This is a genomic window from Maritimibacter sp. (genome assembly GCF_016774595.1).
In the GTDB taxonomy this organism is placed as follows: domain Bacteria; phylum Pseudomonadota; class Alphaproteobacteria; order Rhodobacterales; family Rhodobacteraceae; genus Maritimibacter; species Maritimibacter alkaliphilus.
Genome location: NZ_JACBWT010000003.1, coordinates 36,463 through 61,659, shown reverse-complemented (window position 1 = coordinate 61,659; position 25,197 = coordinate 36,463). Strand labels below are relative to the sequence as shown.

Here is a 25,197-nt window from a genome sequence, read left to right as displayed (position 1 = left end):
AAGACACCATCGCGACATTCTTTCGTGTCGCCCGCATGGCGGCTCAGCCAAGCCCGAATTTCTCGCCCGTCTCGCTGACGTTTGCTTCCGAACCGGACATCTCCGCCTCCAACCGCTCGAGATCACTCACGGCGTCCTGAACTCGGGCGACGTCGTTTTCGGACGCAGCCTCCACCTCCAGATCTGCCTGCCGCCCGAACTCCATCGCCATCTGCCGCTGATCATCCGCAAGAACAGCGGCGCGGCCGCGCCGAGGCGCTTGAGCCGGACCGGACTCAAGGGGTGCAATCCCTCCGCCTTCTGTTAGCCCCATCCTGGCCTCGAAATCACGTTCCGTGAGACCTGACCCCCGCGGCGCCGTGGGCATCGCCCTGACGCTCAGGGGCAATTCCCCCATTGGAGGGACCGGCCCCGTCGGGAAGGGTAGCTCCCCCTCCTGGGCGGCATGGATGCCCTTGAAGAATGGGTCCTCGAAATACACCACGCGCTTGGCCCGGACCGGCATCTGGGCGTCCACGACGACGACGATCTCGTCGAGCGGCAGGCGCCGCGCCTCATCCTCGGGCAGGAGCGACACCTCCTCCGTCCGCTCCGATTGGCTGCGGCCCTCGAACGGGTTCTTCCCGACCGCGCGGGACCGCGTGACGACGGTTTTCGTGGTCTTGCCGACCGCCTTGCTCAGCTCCTCGACGGTCTTCTCGTCGGAGGGCGTCAGGTAGAGCTTGATCCCGGCGTTGCCCTGCAAGGCGCGCCGCGTGTTCTCGCCGTAGATCTCGTCGATGGCCGGGATGGTCTGGGTCACCACCGCGAGATGCCCGCGATAGGCGCGCAGCACCTCGATGCTCTCGGCCACGATCGGCATCTTTCCGAGCCGGTTGAACTCGTCGAGCATGATCATAACCGGCCAGGGCTCGTCCGGACCCGGTTCCTTGTCCTGAAGCGCCGACAGCAGGTCCGAGAAGAAGAGCCGGATCAGAGGTGCGAGGGGTTTCACCATGAGGGGCTGGACGACGAGGTAGACGCTGAAGGGTTTCTTGCGGATCGTCCGGAAGTCGAAGTCCGAGGTCGCCGTCGCATCGTCGATCGCCGGGTTCTGCCATTGATCGAGGCCCGAGGTCATCAGGAGCGAGACATAGGATGTCAGCGTATCGTTGTTGGTGGACGCCAGCCGTGTGAAGATCAGCCGCGCCGCGGCGTTTTGGACCTCATGGGCGCGCGCGAGATATTCCTTCTGCTTCTGCCCGCCCGAGGCGGCGATGCGGTATATCTCGCCGAGCGTCGGCCTGCGGCGTTGGAACGCGAGTAGCCCGGCCGCGACGAAGAGATCGATCCCCCCTTTGAGAAGCCCCTGAACACGGTCGTTGTCGTTCTGCAGGAAGAGTGTGGCCAGGAGCTGCAACTCCATCTGCTGGCGGGCCGGGTCTTTGAGCTCATAGATGCGCAGAAGTGGGTTGTAGCGATGCGTCCGCCTGTCCTCCCAATCCGTGGGCGCGAAGCGGAACACTTCGTCACCCTGCGCCGCCCGGTGGCGGGCCGAGGCCTCGAAGCATTCTCCCTTTACGTCGAGCACCACCGCTGAGCCCTGCCAGGTCAGGAGGTTCGGAATGACGAAGCCGGTGGTCTTGCCGCGCCCGGTCGGCGCTACGATCAACGCATGGGGAAAGGTCTTGGAACACAGGAACGGCGCACGCGAGCTTGGCTTTCCAAGCTTGCCGATCACAAAGCCCGTGCCCGGCGCGCCGAAGAAGCCGTTCCGCTTCATCTCGCGGCGGGTCTGCCAATGGGTATAGCCGAACCGGGTGAGCGCCGAGCCCGACATCGCAAGGCTCATCATGAGGCCCGCCACCCCGGCCCCGCCCATGATCAGGTTGATCAGGCGGAAGTCGTCGGGACGGGCGGCCCCGATGGCGCGGTAGTTCTGCACGATATAGAAGAAGTCGATCTCGGCCCGGAAACCCAGGTCCCGGAAACTGATCACGGCCGAGGCGATGACATAGCCGATCGCGATAGCGACCAGTGTGACCAGCGCGACGCCGAGGGCGAGGCGGCCCTTCCCTACCCCTCCCATCAGTGCGTCTCCCCGCGCTCGGTCTCGCCATCGACAAGATCGGCGCGGTGGAGCTCGAACTCGCGGTCGGCGATCTCCTCGACCACGGCGCGGGTCGCCTCGCTGTTGGCGGTGGCCGCGTCCGACTGCAGGTAGGTCTTCGCGGCGTAAAGCCGATCGAGACGGTCTTCGATCTGGGTCTTCAGCACGTCGACATCCCCGTCCCGCAGCCGGTCGATCTGCGCCGCGTCGAGCTCGCGCTCGACGGCGTCGCGGTAGGTCAGTCGCTGACCGTCGTCCTGGAACGGCGACTGCAGATTGCCGGCCCGTTCATGGTCGACGACCCGCCGGATGTCCGGATCGGCGATCGGTGCCCCCTCGACAGCGTCCCCCTCGCGCGCGTCCGAAAGCCGCCCGTCGCGCAGGTCGAGCGCCACCTCCCGCAACTCGTTGTCGCGGCGGACCTGGTTGAGGGCCTCGGTGTCGCGCAGATCGGTGACGGAAGCATAGGTCGCGCCAAGCCCGCGGGCGATATGCGACGGCATATCGGGATAGCGCGCGCGGAACTCGTCCGTGACGGCATCCGCAACGGGGGTCCGCGCGTCGCGACCTTCCATGATCCGGTCGACTTCGCGGGTGATCTCGCGGGCCCGGGCCTCGTCGGTGATGCGCTCCCGGTAGGGCTCGGACCGGTCGATCACGTCGCCCGGGCGCGCGAGCAGTTCGGGATGCGCATCGAGGTAGCTGCGTTGCTCTTCTTCGATACGCCGCTCCGCGCGGGAGACGATCTCCCACTCCCGCGCCTCGATCTGGTCTTCGGTCAGACCTTCCGAACGCATGTCCTGGCGGATGGCGCGCTCCATGTCCTCAGTGGCGTCCCGATGATAATGGACCCTCTCCGTCACGGTGCGATCTTCCACGACACCGTCCTCACGCAAGACCCCTGCCCGCTCCAGCGCGACGCCGAGCTGGACATGGGCCCGGTTGAGGGTCTCGCGCGCCGTCTCCAGATCCGCGCGGCGCTCGAGGTTGAGACCGTCCCTCTCGGCCACCCGCGCCAGATCGTCAGCGATCCATTGCCGCTCGAGCGCGGCGTTCTGCGCGCCGGTTTCCATCCGGGCGACCACCACGGACGAACTGATCCCGGTCCCGCGCAGCGCGGTGTCGACCTGCGCCCGCACCTCGGGGTCTCGCAACCGGTCGAGCCGGGCCGCATCGATATTGGTCTCGGAATAGACCCCGCCCTCCGAGGGCTTTTCGGTCAATGTCACGGATCTGAGCCCTAGCGGCTGCATATGCGCGAGCCGCGACTGGATCTCGTTGAGGCTGCGCTCGAGCCGCGGCCGTTCGGCCTCCGGCTTCGCATCGATCATGCCCTGGACGCGCGCGACCTGATCGGCATAACGGGTCCTCAGATCCTCGAACGATTGCTCCTCTGCCATGTAGACGCCTCCTTCCAAAGTCAGCTTGCCGCCCTTGGCCAGAAGCTCTCCCGAGCGGAACAGGGCATCGGCGATGTCCTCGCGGTTGTCCGCAGAGGCCTCAGCGGCAAGCGAGTGATAGATGATCCGGGTGTTTGCGATCTCTTCGAGGGCGCGATCAAGATCGGCCCCGACCCGTGGCCGTGGCTCCGCGGCCCGCCCCTCAACCTTGGCCGCATAGACCTCGCGGGTGCGCGGCGGGTAGTGCACGACACCCCGATCGAGCCGCCGCGTGGCCTCCAGACGCACGCCGAACCGCTCGGCCTCTTCCACCATGGCGAGGCGGAAATCGTCGTAGTTGAACCGGTGATCGCGACCCAGGAAGAAGAACTCACCCTCCTGCGACCGGCGATTCAAAACTATATGTGCGTGGGGGTGATCGCGATCCTCATGCACCGCGATGATGTAGTCGAAATGTCCCTCTTCGGACTGAAAGAACCGCTCGGCGACATTGGCGGTGATGTCGCGCACGTCCTCGCCCCGGGTGCCGATCGGATAGGACATCAGCATATGCGTCGTCTGTCCGAGCTTGGGCTTGAACCCCGCACTCCAGCGCTTGGCGAACCGCTCCGTCAGGTCCTTGATCTCCGATCCCTCAAGCCTCGTCTTCCCGTCCAGGAACCCGCTGCTGTCCACGATATGCGAGGACTTGGTGGTGAGGTAATCAAGCTGGTTCATGAGCTGGGATTTGGTATGCGTGCCCCCGCCCCGGATCGCCTTGAAGACCGCCGCACGATGCCCCGCAGCGGCGCGCACGAGCTGCCTCTGCCGGGACGCCTGCAGCCCTTGCATCGAGCCCCGTATCCGGCTCCAGCCATCCCGGAAGATCTCTCCGGTGACGTCATGGACGGCATCATTCAGCCGCATGGGCGAACTCCCTCAGAGCGGCAGTGGCGGAGAGCCGCATCCCATCCCGACGACGGCGCAAAAGCAGGTCGATCTCGTCAGCGGAATCGAGGATGAACCGCGCCAGCGCACGCATCTGCACGAGGCGCAGTTCGGACAACTCTGCGTTCGGCGCGGAGCCTTCCCCCTGCCCCTCCCGGCTGGCTTTCATCATCTGCTTGGCGACCTGCACGACGCCGTTGCCGACCTCGTGCAAGGAGGCCCGGTAGCGCGCCATCTCAGCCGCCAGATTCGCGTCCGGAACGAACGTTCCCCCCGCCGCCTGGATCAGCCGCCGGACCCCCTCCGTGCGGGTCTCGATCCCCGCCGCGGACAGCACCTCATCCAGCGCAGCAAGCTCTTCTGGTGTCAGCTTCACCGTCACCGCGGCCGTCGCCACGGCCGCATCCTTCTGGCGTTCTTCGTCCGCCTTCAACGTGTACTGGATGGCCCGCGGCGTGACCCCGAACCGCTCCGCGAGCGCGGAAGTCCCCACACCTGCTGCGGCCTCACGGATAATCTCCGCCCGCTCCGTCTGTGTCAGTCTCTTGGTCCGGCTCATACGAAGAAAGCCCCCCTATTTCCTGCCACCTTCATTCAAGGTCGCCTTCATCATACGAAACTATATTTAACGGTCAATACAATATTATTGCAGATTGCCCCCAGGCGACCTTGAATTCCGCTTCGAGCCGAGCACCGCAGGTGCGAGGCCCGGCCCGAAGGGCCCAGAAAACCCGACCATCTCCAACCGCACCTCGGCCGCCCGTTGTCATGCCCGCGCCCGAGGGTCTGGCCGAACACGGACCCGTGTTCGGACGGAAGCGAGGGGCGGCGCATCCCTCCACCGACGGGGCTGACGGACAGGGTCAAGGGCGGCCAGATTTGGCTCGGCCCAAATCTCTGCCGGAAAAACCGGCGGGCGTAGCCCGACTGTTATTCCGGATGGCCCCCTTGAGGCTGGCCGGCAGACCTGTTCCAGGCGATCTCTGATATCCCCCGTCAGGACCGCTTGCGGTCCTGACGCCTTCCCGGGGACGCCGGCCGAAGGCAGGGGTTCCCGGGTACAGCGCAGCCTTCCCTGAAACAGGGAAAGGGCCGCCCCTAGGGCGGCCCATCTTTGAGGCGGACTATTCCTGCGGTTCCTTCGCGCTCGGCGGGAACATCACCAGCTCCTGGACCGCGACGGGGAAGTCGAGTTTGAGGCTGAAGAACTCCGAGCCGTCCCCGTTGCGAGTGTTGCGGAACATCGCGCCGACGCGCTGGAAGCGGGTGCGCTCCTGACCTTCGTTGTCGGTGAACTTGACGGGAACGGTGGCGACGTAGTGGTTGGTCATTTGGGTCTCTCCTTTTTGCGATGGGGATCACCCGGCACGGGGGGCAAGGGAGGTCCGCAAACACAAATGCGGAGGGTCCGCGCGCCCCGCGCGTGGAAACCGTATTTGTGTTTGCCGGAGCGTGAGCGGAGGGCACGGACCGCCCGACCCCGTGCGATCCACATCTATGAGCAAAGAGGGGAGACCCAAATGTGCACCCCGCTCCTCAGCCGCCATCGGTCCTGTCGAGTTATGTCAGACGTGACCAGGTCCGCCCCCGCTTCCAACGCGTCGGCGCGATGGTTCGCGTGCGCCCGATCGGCACGACCGCGATCGTCTGCCTCAAGCTCGGCTTCCCCGTCGCCTGTGTGGCGATCCGGGGCGGTGATACAGCCGCAGGTCTGGCAGCAGAGTTGTCGGCCCGGACGGGTCGCCGTCATCGGGCGGCGCGGTCGATGCGCTGCGCCCGCCCCAGCGATCTGCACCCGGACGGGCGGATCGCGGGGTTTCTGGCGCGCATGAGGGCAACCCCGCCGGCTGGCTCCGTCAGGAGGCCGCCGCCGGGGTATGCCACTCAGCACGTCCAGGGGCCTCGTGTTCCGGGTGGAGGCCGGCACGGCCGGAACCTGCGAGCGCGGTGACGGCGGTGCAACCGCCGGCAGGGGCCCGGCATGACCGACGATCGATCACCACCGACCTTCATGTTATTTGCGTCTGACTGAGGGGCCACAGACAGTTGAGGAGCGCAGCAGCCCCGCCCGGCCTTAGCCGGGCGGGGCTGCACTTATGGATGGTGTCGCAGTCGTCGAGAGCGTGGAAGGGTTAGAGAGAGGGATCACCGGGCGACGGGGCCGCCCGATGAAAGGTACTGTTCAGGCGAAGAGAGACTCGCTGAGGTGCGAACAATGCGCACAGGCCTCCCGCCAGTGGAAATTGACGCTCCCGCCATCGATAGTCTCCCAATCGGTCCGCAACGCGTCTTTCCCGCAGGCGACGCAGGGGACGACATGGCCGCCAATATCGTGATGGTCTTTCCCGGTGGAAGTTCCGCGCTGCGACGTGCCTGTGCGGTCGCAGTGTCGGCAAAGGTCGTCCTCGGTCTTGTTCTCGTCGGTCATGATCTCATCTCCAGATGTTTGTGGACCACCACGTGAGTGTGGTGGCATGGCCGAATGCCTGGTTGCCGAAACTGTCCGGGTCAGGGACGGCGCAGCCGCCGGCGTGCCGGGCGCAAAAGTTTTCCGGGCGCATCGCCCACCACGGGGGCGTCATCGAACACTGGACCGCCCTCTCCTCCCCGGCCCCCCTAGCCGAAAAGTTTTGCGATCCTTGACGCGGACGGGTTCGGGGGCCATCCGGAGGATATGCTTCCGCACTCATGTGTGTGTGATTAACGACAGGTTTGCCCGACGCGAGCAGGCAAAGGGTGCTGCCCGGACGCGGGACACGAATGGAGCGGCGGGATCGTTTTGCCCCGCAAAACAGACCGGAGCGTAATCCGGTGGAGCGGCCGGGGCGCGACGTGCTCGCGAGACGGGCAAACCGGGACGCCGGGTGCTGCGCCGTGGTGAGGCCGCATGGCCGAATGCGCGATCGGCCTCAGGCCGATACCTCCACCGCGACTTGGCTTACTGTGCGGAGGAGACCGCCAGTTTACGGGCAGGCAGATGAAAACGACGAAAGGGCCGCCCAAAGGCGACCCTCTCTCATTCACGCGTCTGCCGTCTTCTTCGCCGGATCGGCGACCCGCATCACCGTCAGGCCTTTGGCTTCCGCCTTCTGCCCGAGGTTCAGTGCGACCCCGTTGCCGCCGAAGAGCACGACCCCGGTCGCGGCGAACTTGTCGTCCAGCATCCCGTCGTTGCATTTGAAGGGTGCCGCCCGCCCATGCGCGGACCAGCGCGGATCGAAGCGCGCCTGCGCGACGCCACGCGCCCGAGCCCACCGGGCGGCGATCATCTCGGCCCCGTGCTTGCCACCCTTGTGGCAGAGGAAGATCTCCTGGTTGCGGTTCTGCCGGATGCGCTCGCGAACCTTGTCGAGTGTCGTGAAGATGACGTCGATATCGGTCCAGTCGGTCGCCCCCGAGACGATCAGGGGAACCCCCTCGACCTTCGACTTCGCGGCTGTCTCGCGATCGTGCTGTTCCAGCAGCTGCCGGGCCTCGAAGACCGCTCCGGTCTCCTGAGCGCGAGCACTGGCGCGCGATCCCGCGGCCGTGATGAAGGCGTGGCCGGTCTCGACCTCGTAGCATTCCGCCGCCGCCTCGCTCATCACCTCGATGGCCCCGACGATCTCGCGGACCTGCAGGAAGCGGGCCTGCGCCTCTTCGAGCGCGGTCTCGGCGATCTCCGACCCGTCATGGGATTTTGCCAGGGCGCCGATCTTGTCAGCGGTGCGGTCAAGCTCCTTGCCCAGAGCGATCTTGCGGCGCTGCAGAATCGTGGCGAGCCCGTGCGCGAGCGGTTCGATCTCGGTCTCGAGACCGGTGCCGCGCAGCTGGCCAAGCAGGGCCTCGAAAGTCTCGCGGACGATGCTATCGGTCAGGACGTGATCCTCGGGGATGGGCAGCTCCGCGTCTTTCTCCGTCAGGCCGAAAAGTTCGATGGTCTCGTAGGCATTCGCGTTCTCGTATGTCATGTTGGTGTCTCCAGATGTTCGGGGAACCACCACGTGAGTGTGGTGGCATGGCCGTACGTCTGGTTCACCGAATCTGTCCGGGTCAGGGACGGCGAAGCCGCCGGCGCGCCGGGCGCAAAAGTTTTCCGGGCGCATCGCTCACCACAGGCGCGTCATCGAGCACTGGACTGCCTTCTCCACACCCGCCGGCCTCGCCGAAAAGTTTTGCGATCCTTGACGCGGGCTGATTTGGGGGCCATCCGGAGGATATGCTTCCGCACTCATGTGTGTGTTGACGGTAGGTTTGCCCGACGCGAGCAGGCAAAGGGCGCGACCGGACGCGGGAGACGGATGGAGCGCCGGGATCGTTTTGCCCCGCAAAACAGACCGGAGCGTAATCCGGCGCAGCGGCCGGGGAACGGCCTGCTCGCGAGACGGGCAAACCGGGATGCCAGGTGCTGCGCCGCGGTGAGGCCGCATGGCCGAATGCGCGACGGACCGAAGGGCCGTTCTGCCCTGCGACACGCGCAGCCGAGCAGGGGAGGCCGTAAGGCTTAGGAAGACATGTGGCGGACATCAGGGATCAAGCCACTTGGTATGCTACTCAGCCTGCATGTCCTCGAGGTCCGCGTCGAGCAGATCGATCGTAGGATCGCCAAGGGTCACGAAGCCGCCGTCGATCGCGCCCCGTTCGATCGACAGGATCGCCTCGGCATAGGGAATCTCGGTGACGGTGACCCCGAGAGCCTCCAGTGGGCCGACGACGAGGCCTCGCGCCGGTTCCGTGAGCTTCGGAATCCGCAGCTTGAGGCCCTGCAACACGTCCACGCCCTCAAACTCCGGCTCAAAGACCGTGTCGGCTGCGAACACATTCCGGCCCTTGTCCGGGTCGTAGAGCAGGATCAAGGGGGTGATGGATTGCTGAACCCTGGCCCAATCGATCCGACGCAACAACACCCTGTAGGCATCGCTGCGCACCTGTCGATCCGGGTTCTGGATGAAGACTGTGTAGTACCTGTCCGGGAACACCACCGAGACGGAACTGTGCCTCGTGACCTCCAAATCGTTTGCGGCGGTGGCCGTGGCAGATACCGAATACGTCCCGGGGACCAGGAACCTGCACATGAGTTGCGCGGCCACGGCATCACATTGCGCAACATGCGAGCGGCCCACCGGTTGCCCCGCGACACGCCATGTCAGTGTCCTCACATCCGGACCCCCAATCGCGTTGAATTCGGTGTCGAGCCCAACCTGTGCCGTGACGCTTTCGGGGGTGATCTCGAGGGAGGGCGGCTCCGCAGGCGCGGTCGCACGTCCCAGAACCCACCCGCCGATCCCCACGATCGCGGCCACCGTCACACCGACCAGAATCTGCCCGCCAAGACTCTCTGAGGACATCGATCTACTCCGAGACGGTCATCACGATCGGACAATGATCGCTCGGATAGGCTTCCGCAAAGGTCAGGACCTTTCCGTCGGCGAAGGGCTGAAGGCTCCCATCACATCGGGTCAGCGCGGCGCCAGGATCGCGGAACACGTAGTCACCCGTAAGCTCGATCTGATCCGCCGTCAGCGTCACACCTTCCGCGAGGTTCTCCACGACGAAGAAGTCGATCTCGGCGCTGCTGCGGGGCGTGTAGAGCCATGGGCGCAGCCCCTCGGCCTCGAACTGCGGGTTGTTCGCCATGGCCTCCTCGCCCAATCGAGCGAAATCGAACGCGAACGAGGACCAGCACGCGCGTGTCTCGGCACCCGGCAGGATGTGCCCCTGCGGCACGTTCGGGAAGAATTCCGCCCGGATGTTGTCGGCCCCCTCCAGGAGTTGCCGGTTGAAATCCCCCGCCAAGATGATCGTCGCCTCGTCGTCCTGGGCGTCCATCCAGGCACGCAGGCGTCGCACCTGCTCGCGCTGCGTCGCACAGTCGTCCTCCGTTCCGGGCTCGACAGAATTGTTCTTGCAGGTCGCCTTCAGGTGGATCGACGGCACCAGATAGCGTCGCCCGTCGACCGACAGATAGACGCCCACGCCGCCGCGTACCGGGCGCGCGGGCGCGCCGCATTCGTTCTGATGCGGCACGGCGAGCTCATCGATCTGGAAGAAACGGTGCGCGAACGTGTCCCTGATCGCGATCGCGTTGTATATGTCGTCAGCATCCGCCGCGCACTTCTGTGCGTTCTCATAGCAGCGGGTCTCGAACCGGAAGCTGTACCCGTCGGGGAGGACCGCTTCCAGCGCCGCGACGCTGCCAATCTCCTGGAATGCGATCACGTCCGCATCGATGGATGAGATGATCTCCCGGATACGGGTGTAGTCATTCGCGTCGCGGTCGAACCCGCGCAATTCCGAGCCCGGCGCGCCCAGGTTCGCAATGTTCCAACTGGCCACCGTGAAAGGTTCCGCGAAACAGACGGTCGGCACGAGCAAACATGGAAGGACGAAATGAAAGCCCCGCATCTAAAACCCTCTTCTCGGAATTGAAATCATCGGAAAATCGTTGGTCTTGAGACCACGATACGACAGTATCGATGGTTTCGCGACCCGAGATCCTGTGAGGATTTCAATAGGGAAAAAGAAAGACGCCATCCCGGGAGGTGGGATGGCGTCTGATCTCTTCTGCCCGCGCCACGGGAGGAGGTGTGGCGCAAACCTGAGGCCGATCTCCAGGGAGGAGGAGAGGAGAGCAACCTCAAAAGTAGGCTAGCCTGAAATGCTGCGGTGCAACAACGCCAAATGCTGCAATGCAGCTATGCGCTTCATGCAAAGCTACATTCGGAGACCTTTCGTATACTATTGTCGAGCGGCAAATATGGGTGACCCGTCAATATTCGATATGTGCCCATAGGCGTTTGTCTAAGTACTTGCGAACGCGGAACCACTGGTTACGCGACGCCTGTTCATCCGGCATTTGCCCGGAAAGGCCGACGGAGATAGGCTTTTGCAAGTTCAAAGGAGAGAGTCTCAGGTGTTGCGAAGGGTTCAATACATAGACCGCCCCAGCTTCCCTGACGAGCTGTTCGCAGACGTTGACTCGGCACAGTTGCGGATGGCGTTGAGAAACCTCCAGTCCGCGGTGCGTGCCGTCACCGGTGCCATGCGAGACATGTACGCCTTCCCTGACGGCAGCGATCTCAAGGTTGGCGTCACTCCGGAGACCCACCTGAACGCAAGGGCCCGCCAGTCGCGCGTCGGCGGTCCGTTCTCGATCGAGTTCACGTCCGGCTACGTCCTTTGGGCGGCCGTCGTAAGCTCGGTACTCGCCCGCATGGTGGCCTCAGGGTTTCGCCTCGAAAGGACCGTGTCCCTGTCGTTCCGTGACTTCGCAGAGGACGTGGCGACGTCCGGGGTGCAAACCTGCGTCGACCTGACGATCAACGAGATCGGTCCGGACATCGAGGGCAGCTGGCTCTTCTTCTTCGAGTCGCTCTATCTGCCGGTCTTGTTTCACGAGCTGGCCCATGTAGTGCGAGGGCATCTCGGCCTGCTCCGACAGCGACACGGCGGGGCGGGCCTGTGCATGGTGGACGAGTTGATGAGCCAGGATGCGGGCAACACGCCTCCCGGCTTTCCGCTACGCGATGTCGAGATCGATGCCGACGTCTACTGCTCGGGTATGTCCGGCGAGTTCGCCTTCGCGCGATCCGCGACCCTGCCGCGCTGGCAGTATATGACGGGCAAAGAGAACCTTTATGCCGAATTCGTAGGATACGCACTCTTCGTGGTCGGCCAGGAACGCATGGCGCGCGACAGGATCGGAACCCGCGACACCTACCCGTCGCCAAATCTGCGGTTGCTCCTACACTCTGTCGCCCACAGGGCGCGTTGGAATGTGGAACATCCCGAAAGTGACTATTTCGCCGAGATATTTGAGCCCGCCATGGAATTATTGGCACCGCTCGAACCGGCCTTCCCCGAGCTCGATCTCCTCCGGGACACGATTACCAGGGAGGGGGAGGCCGACCTCAGGAAAGAGATCGCCGCCTATTTCGATCAGGACCCCGAAACGGAGGACGGGCTTTTTGCACCCTTCGCGTTCGACGCGCGATGGAGCGACCCCATCCCGAAATTCTTCGGGATATCGTGATCGAATGGAAGAGGTCTCGCGTGCGTTTTGGAAGGTCGATCCCATCGTCAGGTCTATGGGCGGATATCTCGACGTCATAGGGCTTACACCAGTCGAGACGACATTGGTGCACTGGACCGAACATGTCTTCGACATCAACATAGGCCTCCTGGACGCGCGCGATCCGGACCTCAACATCAAAGGGATCGACCTCGTCATCTCAGCCGGCGATGCTCCGAACGCGGCCGCGCGCCAATCGGGCGATCGCCGTGCAGTCATCATAAGCCTCGGCCTGCTGCGAAAACTTTGGCGGTTCCTTACGGCCGCAGCCCATCATCCGGACGTGCTTTCGCGCGCGCACCCCCTGAGGGATCCGGGCAAATCGTGGAAAGAGGCGCTCGACGGCCCGCTCATTGCCTTCGATGACTGGTCGATGGAGGCGGAGCGTGCGGAGTATTTCGTCGACATCCTGATGCAGATGTTCGACTACGTGATTTCGCACGAACTCGCGCACCTCCTGCGGCGGCATATCGATCTCCTCTTTCCGGACGCGACACCCGGCTTCGTCGACGAAGCGGCAACATATCTGGACCAAGCCCCCGGCCGATCGCCAGAATTGCTGCCGGAAACGCTACAGGATATCGAGTTTGACGCGGATGCGAACGGGCTGAACCAAATGCTCCTGAGCATGGATGAGAAACATCCGTTTCTGAGGGGCTGGACCGCGGAGGATGGGCTCGAATACGGCTTCCAGCTGGCGTTCGCCCATATCCTTGTCATGCGGGCGCTCGACACGAGGGAGGGTCCGGTGGATCGACCGGGGACGGAATATCCCTCCCCGCTCTTTCGGGCGATGAACTTCACCAACCTGGTGTTCAGATCCCTTCACGACCTGGTGCCGTGTGACTTTGAAGAGTCGGTGCGCGTCCACGACACCGCCTGGTTCGAGGCGAGTGAGATCTCCAAAGACATCGGTTTCGGCGACGGCAGATGGTTCGGGGAAGGCCCCTCGGACGCGGATCACGAGAAGTTCCTCGTCAGAGAAGCACGATATTTCGAGGCCACACGCCGGATCGATCGCATCCTCGACGGTGCTGACAATGGGTGAGGAAGACCTCGAAACCCTGACCCTGATCCGCGTCGCCGGAGAGTTCGTCACCTACGTGCTCTTCCCCGGGATCGACGAGACAGCCTTCGCCGAACGGATAGACTGGAGGCACCGCGAAAGTGCGGGCCTTGACGCGATCATTTCGCCTTGGCGCAAGGATCGCTATCGCATCGCGATCGGAACCGCCGTACCCGATCTCATCCTGTCTCGCCTCCAAGCCGTCAACGTCGAAGGAGAGACCGCAGCTCGGGCCGAGCGGTTGGGCGGGATCGAGCCCGCAATGACGCTGGCATGGTTTGCCGGTGTCGCCTTTTTCGCCACCCACGAAGCCTGCCACGCCGCCGCAGGCCATGTCGCCTATCAGAAGGCGCTGAATCCGGAAACAAGCACGGGTGACTTGCCGCGACCTCTGGATCTGGCGACATTCCGGCTCCTGTCAGAGCTTGAAGCCGACGGGGCCGCCGCAGCCAGCCTCCTGTCGGCGGATCATGAGCTGATGCGCACGATCGAGGGGCTCTCATCCGACGGTGATGACAGAGCCGACAGCGCCATGATGTTCATCGTCATCGGCGTCTTCGCGACCCTGGAACTTCTCGCCTCGGAAGGGCCCGTCGAGGATGGGTATCCAACGCCCGAGACGCGCTACCTGAACGTGGTCGCGGCCGTGTTCCGCCACGTGGCACCGCACCTTCTCCTGCTGAAGTCGGGCGACTATGTTCGCCGCGAGGCGAGCGGCGAAGAGGTGCAAAACGTCGCGAACAGGTTTCGCCACTCGGTCCTTCCGGCGCTCGCCGCCCTGAACCACTTCGATGTGACCGCGCCCTTTGGGGAAGACATTGCGGCGCTTCTCGGCGGGGCGATCCCGAACAAAAGTGAAGCGGGGCGAGACCTTGCGCGCTATAGTCGCAACCGGGCCCGATTCATGCGGGCATTGAGTGGATTTCGAGAGACACGGATGTGGGACGATTTCAATGACTGACGTTGTGGTGGTGATGCGCCTTGCCGGCGATGACGCGGACGCGTCCAAACAGGATATCCTCGCGCTGTTGGAAGGCGTCGCCGGTGCGGACGTTACCGACAGCTCGGTCGACGCGGCCCTGGGCATGACCGCAAAAGAGCTTGTGCTGACCGTGACGATCAGTTTCGCGACGTCCGTCTCGGCGAATTTCGCAACCAAGGCGATCGAGGACGCGTTGCAAGGACCACTACCCGACCAGGTGACGGTCGAAGAGATCTTTTGTGAGACGCCCTCCGAGAACGATGGCACGGTGGAAGAGACCTCGGAGTGATGCTTTGCCAGCGGGGCTATCGCACCGGCGAGTTTCGCCATCACCTTGCGACGGGCAGGCCGTTGACCTCGAACTGACCGGCCACAAAGAAAAACGGGAGCCGCGTTTCCGCAGCTCCCGTAAGTTAGGCAGACCGGGCCGGTCTAGGCCGACCTCGTTTATCGATCGGGACCAGGTTCCGTCACATCAGGACACCAGAGACAGTCCCGCACCAGCGTCCCGCTCGCGCGCACCGCTCTCGACGAAGGGAATGATCGAGAAGGTCTGGCCGCCGCGCTGCTCCTCGTTCTGCACGGCGTTTACCCGCAGATCGCCATCGGGCGTGTTGATGAGGAGCGAGACGTAGTCGTTGCCGGTGCGGTTGCTCTTCGCCATCCAGGCCGAACCCACGCGGATCGGGTGGCCCTTGGGCGAGGAGACCTCGATCCGGTAGTCGGGATGGGTTTCTTCGGTCTTGAACGTGTTCTCGATCAGCATGAAGTCGAGGTCGAACATCATGTTGGCGATGTAACCGGCGAAGGCGTTGTCTCCATCCATCGCGGTCAACTCGCCCGAGATCGAACCGGACTTCATGCCACCGTTCGAGACCAGCGGGATGATCTCGAATTCACCGGTCATTGCTTCGCGTGCTTCCTTCGTCTGCACGGCGTTGACCCGGAACGGCCCGAGGCCGACATCGATCTGCATCGAGATGTAATGGTTACCGGTGGTGTTGCCGGTCTCGTTCCAGGCCGTGCCGATACGCACCTTCCGGCCCGACTTGTTCACCGCGGTCACATCAAAATCCGGGCTGCGCTCGGACATCTTCGTGCGGGTCTCGAGCTGGATCGCGATGTCGAACCGGCTCGAGTGGATCATTCCGGAATAGGCGGTGGCTGCGGTCTCGGCATTCTTGGTCAGGGTTCCTGCGAACATGGGTCTTCTCCTTGGGTTTGCCGCTGCCCGGCACTTGGCCAGAGCACGCGGGATTGCTTTTCGACCCCTCATGGGATCGCAAAACCACAAAGCCCTCTTTCCTTTCTCTCCTGACCGTCAGCCCGGCCCGGCGCTGGACGAGGTGTCCGACGTCGCCCCGCGCACCACCCTCCCCTGCTCTGCCGCGGCATCATTGTTCGGTTCCAATATGAAGAAGTCGGCCTCGGCCCCGTTCAACTGGCGGCCGCTCCGGTCTGTCAAACCGATCGTGCTGCCGTTCCGCACAAAGGTGATGAGGTATTGGCCGAGGCCATCCCGATGCACCCGGTAGCCCTCGCTCGCCCAGTGGACGGATTGGCCGGCATCCACGGCGGCCTTGATCTCGGCGATGTTCATCTGGATCTCCATTTCAGTATTGGTGTTGGAAACAAGAGAGGCCTGATCCGCAGATCGGGCCTCTGCACACCCGCATTCGATCTACCAATCGAAGACCTCGAGATAGGGCACCGGCGGGACGTCCCGATCGAACAGGACGTAGCCGCAGCCTGCATCCATCGCCAACGCCATGACCGCCTTGAAGGCGTCACAGTCGACGCCTTCCGGCAGATCGGCGAGCGTCTCCGGCACGGAGAACAGCCAGCCATACTCATTCTGCAAGCTCGGCGATCTGGCGAAGAGCCCGTTCTCGATGGCCTGGACGGTTTGTTCAGGCAGATGTGCGGTGCTGCAATCGTAGAATCTGCGGACGTTGCGCATCATGATCCCCTCGCCTCCATCCAGTCCTTGAGGCCGAGGATCGTCTTGCCCTCAGCCACCTCGGCCAGCCATTTCGTGCGCGGATCGCCGACGGGCTCATGCGCTGGCCCGTCGATATGCCCGTTGGCCATCCAGGGCTCGGGCTGGATCCGTCCGAGCCAGTCGGCGAGGCTCGGGATGCGGCCCTGACAGTCTTCGCGGACATGCTGCTCGCCGATCCAGCGGATGGGAATCTCACGCCCCGCCTCATTGGTGAGCGAAAGCCCGAAAACCCGTTCGGCTTCGAAGATGCCTTGCGTGTGATGGCGCAGCGCACGGTGGGTGAAGATGGCGAGATGCTCCTTTGAGGCATCGAACCAGTCGTGGACCGCCTGATAGTCGGATGGCGACCCGCCATACTTCCGGGCCGAGCTTTCGGCATGATGGAGGGGATGGGCCATGTCAGAGCCCCTCGTCACGGCTGTGGGAGCACTCGACATGTCGGTCGGCATGATCCAGTGCGATGCTGTCGGCGGTGACATCCCAGGTCAGCGTGCCATAGCCGCCCTCGTTGTTCTCGAAGCCGGGATGCTGGTGATAGGCGACAGACCAGGCGAAGTCGCCGAGCTTCGTGGCGAGATCGTCGGGGAGCGCAATGCCGACCGGCTGCACCGTCACGTCTTCGATATTCCCCGAATCGCCGTAGCCCTCGTATTCGGCGGTGACCTCGGTGATGCCGAGGCCTCGCAATTGCGGGAGCAGCTCGTTTCGGGCGGCCTTGTTGGCGGCTTCGCGCTCGGCCTGCCATTTTGCCATCGCCTCGGCAAAGGTGGTCTCGGAGTTGGTCATGGGTCTCGTCCTCTTGTCTGGGATTGGGGAAGGTGCCGAGGGGTCCAGAGACCCGCCACGGCGGCGGAACGCGAGGGGGCAAAGCACCCTTCCGCGTTCCCCCCGACCCAAGGCCCACTTTCCCTTTCAGGCGGCGCGATCTGCCGCCGTTGGAGACCCTTCCCCCACGATCCGGGCCAGGATCGCGGCGGTATCAACACCCTCCCCGTGGGGCACGAAGACCGGGAGCTGGAAGGCGATGATCTCCGTGAAACACCCCATGGCCTTCAGCCCGTCGATCGTGCCCCGGTCGGCCCCGTCGATCTCGAGGCGGGCCGCGCCCGCGACCCGGCGGCGGGTGAGCGTGAGGCCCCGGCCCAGATCGACCGGCGCGGTGGACCCGAGCGCCGCCGTTAGCATCTCCTGCGGGGTTTTCGGGGTGCCGACCATAAAACGGGCTCTGAGCGCGGCCGCACCGTCCTCGCTGACTGTGCGGCCGATCATGCTCCCCTGCCCCTCGGGCGTGACCCGGTAGATGCGTTCGTTGCCCGAGGGGATGTCCTTCCAGATCGGCAGTAGCAGCCCGGTCAGCAGATAGAGCTTCGTCGTGGTCACCTTCGGCAGGCTATCGGCCTCCTCGTCCCAGAGGCGGCGGAACTCGGACGGCTCGATCTCTTCCCAGGCGGAAGCCTGGAACTTCCCTTCCTCGACATAGGTGGACCCGCTCGGCCGGGTCACCTTGCGCATGAGCGTGACAATCTCCTCGTCGTACATCTGCATCGGACGGGCTGAGATGAACGCCGCGCGGTTGATCATCGGCAACCTGTCGGGGTTCCGATCCAGCACCTCTTCTGCGGAGAGGATATGGACGGGGTCCGTCACCTCAAGTCCGATTATGCGCGTCACTGCTCTGGAGCGCGGACAGGTCCAGAGGTCTTCGGTCGAGACCTGCTCTATCCGCTCGCCACGCAGTGTCTCGACGCCGAGATCGAGCGTGCCAGCCGCCCGCGCCCGCTCGGTCTGATCGGCGATCCGGCTCATGAACTCGGCGAAGAGCGCGTTCTGCATGTGGATGGGCAGCGCCAGCACCCGGTTCAGGAAGCGTTGGATTGGTGGAAGCTCTTCGAGCAGCACGCCGTCCTGGTCGATCAGCCGCAAGGCGGTCCAATCGCAGAACTTCTCATAGCTCATGGCCCCGGCACGCCCGGCGGCCAGGTCGGCGGAATAGCCGCGCAGCGCACCCCTTGCGATCGGGCTCTCGAGATTGTCCTCCTCGCGGAACATGCCCTGCGAGCCGGTCTCGCGCTGGCCCTTGGTGAGCGCCCCCAGCTGATCGAGCCGCCGGGCGATGGTGGAGGTGAAGCGCTTCTCGCCGTGCACGTCCGAGGTGCAGACCCGGAAGAAGGGTGCTGACACTTGAGCCGAACGATGCGTGCGTCCTAGCCCCTGGATTGCCGCATCGGCCCGCCAGCCGGGCTCCAGCAGATAGTGGCGCCGCCGCTTCTGGTTCTTCGCCGTCTTTGCGGCATGATAGGACCGGCCCGTCCCGCCCGCATCGGAGAAGATGAGGATGTCCTTCTCGCCATCCATGAAGGCGCGGGTTTCCGAGGAATTGCTGTTGGCGCTGCGCTTTTCGATAAACAGGGCCCCGTCGCTGGATTTCAGGGATCGAATGGAGCGCCCGGTTACTTCGGCCACGGCCTCATCGCCGAAGGCCCAAAGGATCTGGTCGAGCGCGGCGGGAATAGGCGCAAGCGCCATCAGCTCCATCATCGCCGCATCGCGCAAGGCCTCGGCCTCGCGGGAGACGACCAGGGCACCGTTCGCATCCCGCAGCGGCTCGGCCACCATGTTTCCGTCGATCTCCACGAGCTTCTGGGCGTGGATCGGGAAAGCCTGTTCAAGATAGGACAGCACATAGTCGCGGGGCGTGAGCGCACCTTCCACCAGCTCGTCTTCGGGATCCATCGCCTCGAGGCGTCGTTTCAACAGGCTCTCGCCAGTCGAGACCACCTGGATGACGCAAGCATAGCCGTCCGCAACATCCTCTTCGATGGCGCGGATGACTGTCGGGGCTTTCATGCCCATCAGGAGGTGATTGAAGAAGCGCTGCTTGGTGCTCTCGAAGCGCGACTTCGCCGAGGCTTTCGCGGCAGAGGCGTTCGTCTGACCGGAGGCATCATTGACGCCTGTCGCGGTCAGCGCCGCTTCGAGGTTGTGGTGGATGGTCCGGAAAGCCCCGGCATAGGCATCGTAGATCTCGATCTGGGCGGGTGTGAGCGCATGTTCGAGCACGTCGTACTCAACACCGTCGAAGCTGAGCACCCGCGCGGTGTAGAACCCGAGCGTCTTCAGGTCGCGCGCCACGACTTCCATCGCAGCAACGCCCCCGGCTTCCATCGCCGAGACGAAGCTTTCGCGGCTCGGGAAGGGATATTCGGGCCCCTGGCCCCAGAGCCCGAGGCGGGAGGCATAGGCTAGGTTCTGCACGCTGGTGGCTCCCGTCGCCGAGACATAGAAGACCCGGGCCCGGGGAGCCGCGAGCTGCAGACGCAGCCCGGCGAGGCCCTGCTGGGAGGGTTTGACCCCCCTGCCCTCGTCGGACCCGGCGGCGTTCTGCATGGCATGGGCCTCGTCGAAGGCCAGCACGCCGTCGAACCCGTCGCCCATCCAGTCGAGAACCTGGCTGAGCCGGGTCCTCCCGCATTTGCCCGCCGACCGCAGCGTCGCATAGGTCACGAAAAGGATGCCGTCGCCCATCGGAATGGGTTGATCTGGCTTCCATTTGGAGAGCGGCTGGATGTCGGCGGGCGAGCCGCCGAGATCGGTCCAGTCGCGGATCGCGTCCTCGATGAGCGTGGTGGACTTCGAAATCCAAACCGCCTTGCGACGACCTGCGAGCCAGTTCACCAGGATGAGACCGGCGCATTCCCGGCCCTTGCCGCAGCCGGTACCGTCGCCAAGGAAATAGCCGAGGCGGTAGGCACACGCTTCCGGATCATCGTCGGCGCGGGTCATCCGGGTCTGGTCCTGGTCAATGGTAAACCGCCCCGGCAGGTCGCGCGCGTGGGCATCGTTCGCCATGAGGATGGTCTCGAGCTGGGCCTCGGAGAGATGGCCCTCCTCGATCAGACGGCCGGGCAGGCGCAGATCAGCGGCGGCTTCGCCGTTGGGTGCCGGAGGGGCAACCGAGGCCATGGCTATACTCTCGACCAGGGGGGTCGGATGTTCCCGGGCACCCTCAATCTCGATCCGCTGCGGACGATAGCGGGCATAGATGTCGGAGACGGGCGTGTTCTCGCGGGGGGTGTCGAGGCAGGTGAAGGCCAGCGGGATGGCGGCATGCGATTTGGGTTTGGCAGACGCCGCTTGGGCGATTGGGCGCTGACGTGCAACAGGGACACCGACCCGGCGCGACCCAGTCCGAAACTGCGCACCGGTTTGGATCGAGGGAGTGGCAGTGCGGGTTGCGGCGATATCATCGATGATTTGGCGCGCCGCGTCCAGATCGTCGACCATGGCACGGACGATCTCGATCTCCTCCTGCACCTTGTCGAAGACCATGAGCTGGGTTTCGACGGTGGTGCCGAGTTTGCGGTAAACGTGGCCCGGAATAGTGAGCGCGAGACGGGGCTTTGCGATGGCCGAGGCCCGTGCCCAATGGGCCGCGTCTCGTTTTGGCGAAAATCCCACCGGCATGATCGCCGCGAGACGTCCGCCGGGTGCCAGCCGTTTGGCAGCGCCGATCAGATGTTTCGCCGCAATGTGCTTGTCGCGCGACCGATCGACCGATGAGGCGAAGGGCGGATTCATCACGATGACACCGGGAAGCTCGGGCACCGTCAGGAGATCATCAATATGTTCGGCGTCAAAGCCGGACACCTCGCCCCCGAACACCGCCTCGAGAAGCGCCCGACGGAAGGGATCGATCTCGTTCAGCATCGGTTTGCCACCCGCGCAAACTGCAAAACCAGCCAGCGCGCCGGTCCCGGCGGAAGGTTCGAGGACGGTTTCGCCGGGGCGGATGGCGGCAGCACGGATAGCCAGCGCCGCATAGGGCAGCGGCGTCGAGAATTGCTGGAGCCGGATTTGCTCTTCGGAGCGCCGGGTCTCCGTCAGGAGCCGTGAGGCGAGCAATCTGGCCGTCGCGAGCGCGTCCGAACCGCTGTCCCGCATGATCGCCGTCACCGTGGCGGCCTGCATCAGGTCATAGGCCATGCGCCACGAACACGCGCCGCCGGCATCGCTACCGCCGAAACTCTCGCGCATGATCCGAGCGAGCGATGAGCTCTTGAGCGGTTGCTTCTCAATCTCGCTGCCGATCAGGCGAATGGCCTGCAGAAGCTGTGGTTTCGATGGGAAATCGCGTGCGAGTGCCGGGCTTCGGTTGTCCATATCGTCTGTCCTTTGAGTCAGGTTGTGGGTCCGACAGGACAGAAAGCCGCCTCAGCGCTTTCAAACGCGCGGAGGCGGCTCAAGGCTGAACAGATAGCGATGTTGCCGGCGGTCAGGAATCGTTCCCGGCGAAAAACTCGGCCAGAACCGGACTCGCCTCACTCTTCGCCGAGCCGAGGAGCTCGGACCCGGCGAGCGAGGCTTTCGACAGGCGCACGAGGCCGCCTGTCTCCTCGATGCGGTAGCAGCGACGCTTTTGCCCTCCGCGCCGGTAATGGGTGGCGGTCACGATCTGGCAGGTGCTGCCATCGGTCAGCGTTACCGGTGCGGCCAGTTTGATCTTGTCACCCTCGTCGTAGTCCGGGATCGCCGCCCAGTCGCGGCAGCGCTGACGCCAGGCATGGGCATAGCTGTCGGGATCCTTCAACTCGGAGAGCAATGCCAGAAGGCTGAGCGGCGCGCGCGACTCCACGGGCCCGGCGCTCTCCTCCATGTCCTTGTAGCCCCAGCAGCCCTCGTCATAGCGGGTGAGGAACACGGCGCCGAAGGTGATCGACCCGTCGGCATCGGTCACGTAGGTTCTGTCTTCAACCGGCGCGCCATCGATGTTGGTGAGCCTCAAAGCTGCATACCAGGTCGACCCGAGTTTGGAGGCCTTGAGCAGCACTGTCTTGCGCGTATCCGTCTCGAACGTGCAAAGCCGGGCGATTTCTGCCTTCTCGTCCGCGTAGGTTTTGACGCGGCGGTCGGTGTAGAAGAGCCAACCCACTATGCCGCCCTCCGGTCATCGATTTCGATGAGCGCATCGAGCGGCACGCGGTAAGGCAGCATCTCGTCGAAATCCTCGCAATTGCCGCTATTCTGCACGAGGGCGTGGGTGTCGGTGGCGTCCTTCAGGATCACCCGGAACGTCCCGCCGAGACCGGAGGGCACGTCGTAGGTCCCGCCGATCAGATAGTCGGCGGCGCGACGCAGGAAGACGCGGATCGTGTGGCCATCGGTCGCCAGCCGAATCGTGTCATGACCACGGTCGATGAGCATTTGCACATCATCGAGAATGTCGGTGTAGAACTGGCCGGTCAGATCGCGGAACGCCGCCTGCCGCGCCGCCATCCAGCCCGGATCGCGGAACGGGTTGATGCCCTCGGCGAAGGCATGGGTGGGATCGGCGCGTTCGGTGGTGACGATCCGCGTCGTCGTGCCATCGATGCCGTTCGAGCGCAGATGGACGCCATTGCCGACGATCAGGATCAGGGCGGGTTTGCCCACCGGCCCGTTCCAGTTGGGAAGGAAGGTGGAGCAGCCGCGCGCATGCGCGATCTGCGCCGCGACGCTCGCCGCGGTGAAGCTAAGAAGTGCCATGGGTTTTACCTGTAAGATGGAGGGAGGGGTGCGACCCGCGCCTACGTTTCGGAGCGGGCCGCCTGTAGGGTCAGGCCGCTTCTGCGACTTCGGTTTCGTCTTCGGGTTTCTCGGCTGGCTCGACACCTGCCGTCTGCATCATCGGCGGGCACCAGGCCGCGACCGCCGCCCGCTGTGCATCCGTCAGCGTGGCGAAGGGCTCGGCGAAGAGCTTGTCGCAGAATTCGACGACTTGCTTCTTGGTCGAGGAGGCCAATGTCACCGCCTCCTGCGCGAGCCCCAGTTCCTCACCGAGGATCTTCAGAAGCCAGGCCTTCTTGAAGCGATTGAAGAGCGCCGCATTCGGTGTCCAATGCGCTCGGATGTCCGGCATGATCTCGACTTCGAAGTCATGCATCAAGCTATCCCGCTGCCGGTCCCGTGAGAAGCAGGATTGTGTGGTTGCCGCCGTGGCATAGGCCACGAGTTTGGCCTTCTCGCCCGCATCGAGCGCCCGGAAGAGCGCGAACTGGTCTGCAGGGGATTTCGCGTCATCGGCCCAGGAGAGGTCGAGTGCGTCATGGGCCTCGGCCACCTGTTCAAGCGAGGTGCCGTCGATCTCGTCCATCTTGGCGTGGGTACGATACTCCTGGCGCGCATCGACCTTGATCGCTTGGGTGACGCCCAAACCGCTGGTCAGCACATCCGTGACCAATTTGAAGAGCGTGAGGTCGAGCGTCGCCTCTGGATGCATCGCCATGGCCGCGCCGAGCGCCATCGCCCGCTCGGTCTTCAGGTCCTCGGTGAGCGAGGCGGGATAGGTGATCTGATCGCCGTCTACGGCGCCCCTGTCGCTCGGTGCGCCGGTGCCTTTGCCAGACCGCTCCGCCTTGTCTTCAGGGCGCACCATCCCGACATGCAGGGAGATCTTGCCATGCGACCAGGAGGCGATCACGCCGGAGCGCGAAAGATCCTCGGTGCCATAGGCCTCCTGTAGGTCCCGCGCCTCAGCTTCCAGCGCGTCCACGCGTTCGTAGAGTTCATTGTACGCCTCTTCCTCGAGCTCTTCGTTCTCCATCTCGTGTTCGAGTTTCTCGAGTTCGGCGGCAATCTCATCGACACGCTTCTGGCCCTTCTCATCGGGCTCGACTGGACCCGGATAGACACGGCCATAGTCCGCCATGGCGGCATAGTCGTACTGGATGACCGCATCGGCCCAGGCAAAGCCGATCTCTGCCCGCGCCTCTTCGGCGGCGGCGGCGAGTTTTTCGAGCAGGATCGTTTCGACCAGCGCGGAATCCTCCAGCACGGAATGCTCGTCCAGGAGATCGGCCGCGATGGCGCCGCCACGCGCCTCGTAGTCCTTCCGCACGAAGGCGCCGATATCGTCGCTGACCTGCACACCGCGGGACTTCAGCGCGTTGCGGACGGTATGGGCCTGGACATAGTTGTCCTCCCTGGTGAGCGCCTCGAAGACCTCGCGTTGCACCTCCTGGCTCGGGTGATCGGCGAAGGCTTTCATCGTGTCGAGGGTGATCGATTTGGCGCGGGCCGCGGCACGGATGTCGGGATGGATGAGCCCGTAGCGCAGCCTGCCTTTGACGGCGGCGACGGTTGTGCCGAAGGTCTTGGCAATCGTCTCGGGAGTCTGGCCGTCGACCTCCATCATCCGCGCGAAGGCCTCGAACTCGTCGATGGCGTTCATCGGCGCCTGGGTGATGTTCTCGGCGAGCGACAGCGCGGTGGTCACATCGCAATCGTCAGGGACCAAACGGCAGTCGATCTTGGTGCGGTTCGTGAACCCTTTGGCGGTTTTGTCGGCGACCAGCTCCAGAAGCGCCGCATGGCGCCGGCCACCGGCGAGCACCCCGAACTTGCCACCGATCTTCTGAACGAGCAGCGGCTGAAGAAGGCCCAGAACGGCGATGCTGGCCTTGAGATGCGCGATATTCTCCGAGGCATAGGTCTCGGGGGAATTGGTCCGTACGTTCGCGGGATGCGGGCAGAGGTCGCCGATGGCGACGGTGGTAGTTTTGAATGTGTGAGTCATGACATGTCCTTCTCGACGTGTTTGAGAGGGCCGCGCGGGTCTTCGCGCAACCAATCCCCGGATCCGGGAACCAACAGGACAAGAGGCCCACTTTCCCTTTCGGAGGGTCAGCGGGCCTGTCGGTGATGGA

The 25,197-nt window shown here is 64.2% G+C and carries 21 protein-coding genes; 4 read left to right on the top strand and 17 right to left on the bottom strand.

The window, feature by feature from the left end:
• Positions 1-43: 43 nt before the first annotated feature.
• The 8 genes from HOY44_RS20270 to HOY44_RS20235 all read right to left on the bottom strand — a co-directional run bounded on the left by HOY44_RS20270 (position 44) and on the right by HOY44_RS20235 (position 10,800).
• Complete coding sequence (locus HOY44_RS20270) at positions 44-2,068, bottom strand: type IV secretory system conjugative DNA transfer family protein (protein ID WP_287437401.1); 2,025 nt, start codon at positions 2,066-2,068, stop codon at positions 44-46.
• Positions 2,068-4,395 (bottom strand): relaxase/mobilization nuclease domain-containing protein, encoded by a 2,328-nt coding sequence (locus HOY44_RS20265; RefSeq protein WP_088626504.1) that lies wholly within the window; start codon positions 4,393-4,395, stop codon positions 2,068-2,070. The genes HOY44_RS20270 and HOY44_RS20265 overlap by 1 nt, the downstream gene beginning before the upstream one ends.
• Complete coding sequence (locus HOY44_RS20260; RefSeq protein WP_027264455.1) at positions 4,382-4,975, bottom strand: helix-turn-helix domain-containing protein; 594 nt, start codon at positions 4,973-4,975, stop codon at positions 4,382-4,384. Before HOY44_RS20260 ends, HOY44_RS20265 begins: the two co-directional genes overlap by 14 nt.
• A 565-nt stretch (positions 4,976-5,540) precedes the next feature.
• A complete protein-coding gene (locus tag HOY44_RS20255; protein ID WP_027264456.1) occupies positions 5,541-5,747 on the bottom strand; it encodes a hypothetical protein in 207 nt (68 codons plus the stop codon).
• 851 nt (positions 5,748-6,598) lie between these two features.
• On the bottom strand, positions 6,599-6,844 hold the full coding sequence (locus tag HOY44_RS20250; protein ID WP_027264457.1) for a hypothetical protein: 246 nt from the start codon (positions 6,842-6,844) through the stop codon (positions 6,599-6,601).
• A gap of 592 nt (positions 6,845-7,436) precedes the next feature.
• Positions 7,437-8,366 (bottom strand): DUF2493 domain-containing protein, encoded by a 930-nt coding sequence (locus HOY44_RS20245; protein WP_287437391.1) that lies wholly within the window; start codon positions 8,364-8,366, stop codon positions 7,437-7,439.
• Between the two features lie 579 nt (positions 8,367-8,945).
• Positions 8,946-9,743: a hypothetical protein gene (locus HOY44_RS20240; RefSeq protein WP_287437389.1), complete on the bottom strand. Its 798-nt coding sequence runs from the start codon at positions 9,741-9,743 to the stop codon at positions 8,946-8,948.
• Positions 9,744-9,747: 4 nt separating this feature from the next.
• Positions 9,748-10,800 carry an endonuclease/exonuclease/phosphatase family protein gene (locus HOY44_RS20235; protein WP_088626558.1) on the bottom strand — a complete coding sequence of 351 codons (1,053 nt, stop codon included), beginning with the start codon at positions 10,798-10,800 and terminating at the stop codon, positions 9,748-9,750.
• Positions 10,801-11,389: 589 nt separating this feature from the next.
• On the opposite strand from HOY44_RS20235, the gene HOY44_RS20230 reads away from it, so the two are divergent.
• From HOY44_RS20230 to HOY44_RS20215, 4 genes are read left to right on the top strand one after another with little or no spacing between them, the layout of a single operon-like run.
• A complete protein-coding gene (locus tag HOY44_RS20230; RefSeq protein ID WP_133119766.1) occupies positions 11,390-12,427 on the top strand; it encodes a hypothetical protein in 1,038 nt (345 codons plus the stop codon).
• A gap of 4 nt (positions 12,428-12,431) precedes the next feature.
• Complete coding sequence (locus tag HOY44_RS20225) at positions 12,432-13,514, top strand: hypothetical protein (RefSeq protein ID WP_100160936.1); 1,083 nt, start codon at positions 12,432-12,434, stop codon at positions 13,512-13,514.
• Entirely contained in the window at positions 13,507-14,493 is a 987-nt protein-coding gene (locus tag HOY44_RS20220) for a hypothetical protein (protein WP_287437382.1), read from the top strand. The genes HOY44_RS20225 and HOY44_RS20220 overlap by 8 nt, the downstream gene beginning before the upstream one ends.
• Complete coding sequence (locus HOY44_RS20215; RefSeq protein ID WP_028288521.1) at positions 14,486-14,803, top strand: hypothetical protein; 318 nt, start codon at positions 14,486-14,488, stop codon at positions 14,801-14,803. Before HOY44_RS20220 ends, HOY44_RS20215 begins: the two co-directional genes overlap by 8 nt.
• A gap of 186 nt (positions 14,804-14,989) precedes the next feature.
• On the opposite strand, the gene HOY44_RS20210 is transcribed toward HOY44_RS20215, so the two are convergent.
• The 9 genes from HOY44_RS20210 to HOY44_RS20170 all read right to left on the bottom strand — a co-directional run bounded on the left by HOY44_RS20210 (position 14,990) and on the right by HOY44_RS20170 (position 25,067).
• Positions 14,990-15,718, bottom strand: coding sequence for a DUF736 family protein (locus HOY44_RS20210; RefSeq protein WP_100160934.1), 729 nt, complete (start codon positions 15,716-15,718; stop codon positions 14,990-14,992).
• Positions 15,719-15,835: 117 nt separating this feature from the next.
• On the bottom strand, positions 15,836-16,114 hold the full coding sequence (locus HOY44_RS20205) for a hypothetical protein (RefSeq protein WP_100160985.1): 279 nt from the start codon (positions 16,112-16,114) through the stop codon (positions 15,836-15,838).
• 81 nt (positions 16,115-16,195) lie between these two features.
• Positions 16,196-16,477 carry a DUF5983 family protein gene (locus HOY44_RS20200; RefSeq protein ID WP_138424239.1) on the bottom strand — a complete coding sequence of 94 codons (282 nt, stop codon included), beginning with the start codon at positions 16,475-16,477 and terminating at the stop codon, positions 16,196-16,198.
• Positions 16,474-16,914, bottom strand: coding sequence for a DUF6915 family protein (locus tag HOY44_RS20195; protein ID WP_121066864.1), 441 nt, complete (start codon positions 16,912-16,914; stop codon positions 16,474-16,476). The genes HOY44_RS20200 and HOY44_RS20195 overlap by 4 nt, the downstream gene beginning before the upstream one ends.
• 1 nt (position 16,915) lies before the next feature.
• Complete coding sequence (locus tag HOY44_RS20190; RefSeq protein WP_138424238.1) at positions 16,916-17,302, bottom strand: DUF6878 family protein; 387 nt, start codon at positions 17,300-17,302, stop codon at positions 16,916-16,918.
• Between the two features lie 126 nt (positions 17,303-17,428).
• A complete protein-coding gene (locus HOY44_RS20185) occupies positions 17,429-21,676 on the bottom strand; it encodes a strawberry notch-like NTP hydrolase domain-containing protein (protein ID WP_287437374.1) in 4,248 nt (1,415 codons plus the stop codon).
• Between the two features lie 112 nt (positions 21,677-21,788).
• Positions 21,789-22,445, bottom strand: a complete 657-nt coding sequence (locus HOY44_RS20180; RefSeq protein WP_048534129.1) for a DUF6927 domain-containing protein — start codon at positions 22,443-22,445, stop codon at positions 21,789-21,791.
• Positions 22,445-23,038: a hypothetical protein gene (locus tag HOY44_RS20175; RefSeq protein WP_048534128.1), complete on the bottom strand. Its 594-nt coding sequence runs from the start codon at positions 23,036-23,038 to the stop codon at positions 22,445-22,447. Before HOY44_RS20175 ends, HOY44_RS20180 begins: the two co-directional genes overlap by 1 nt.
• Before the next feature lie 70 nt (positions 23,039-23,108).
• Complete coding sequence (locus HOY44_RS20170; protein WP_048534126.1) at positions 23,109-25,067, bottom strand: ParB/RepB/Spo0J family partition protein; 1,959 nt, start codon at positions 25,065-25,067, stop codon at positions 23,109-23,111.
• Between the last annotated feature and the right edge of the window lie 130 nt (positions 25,068-25,197).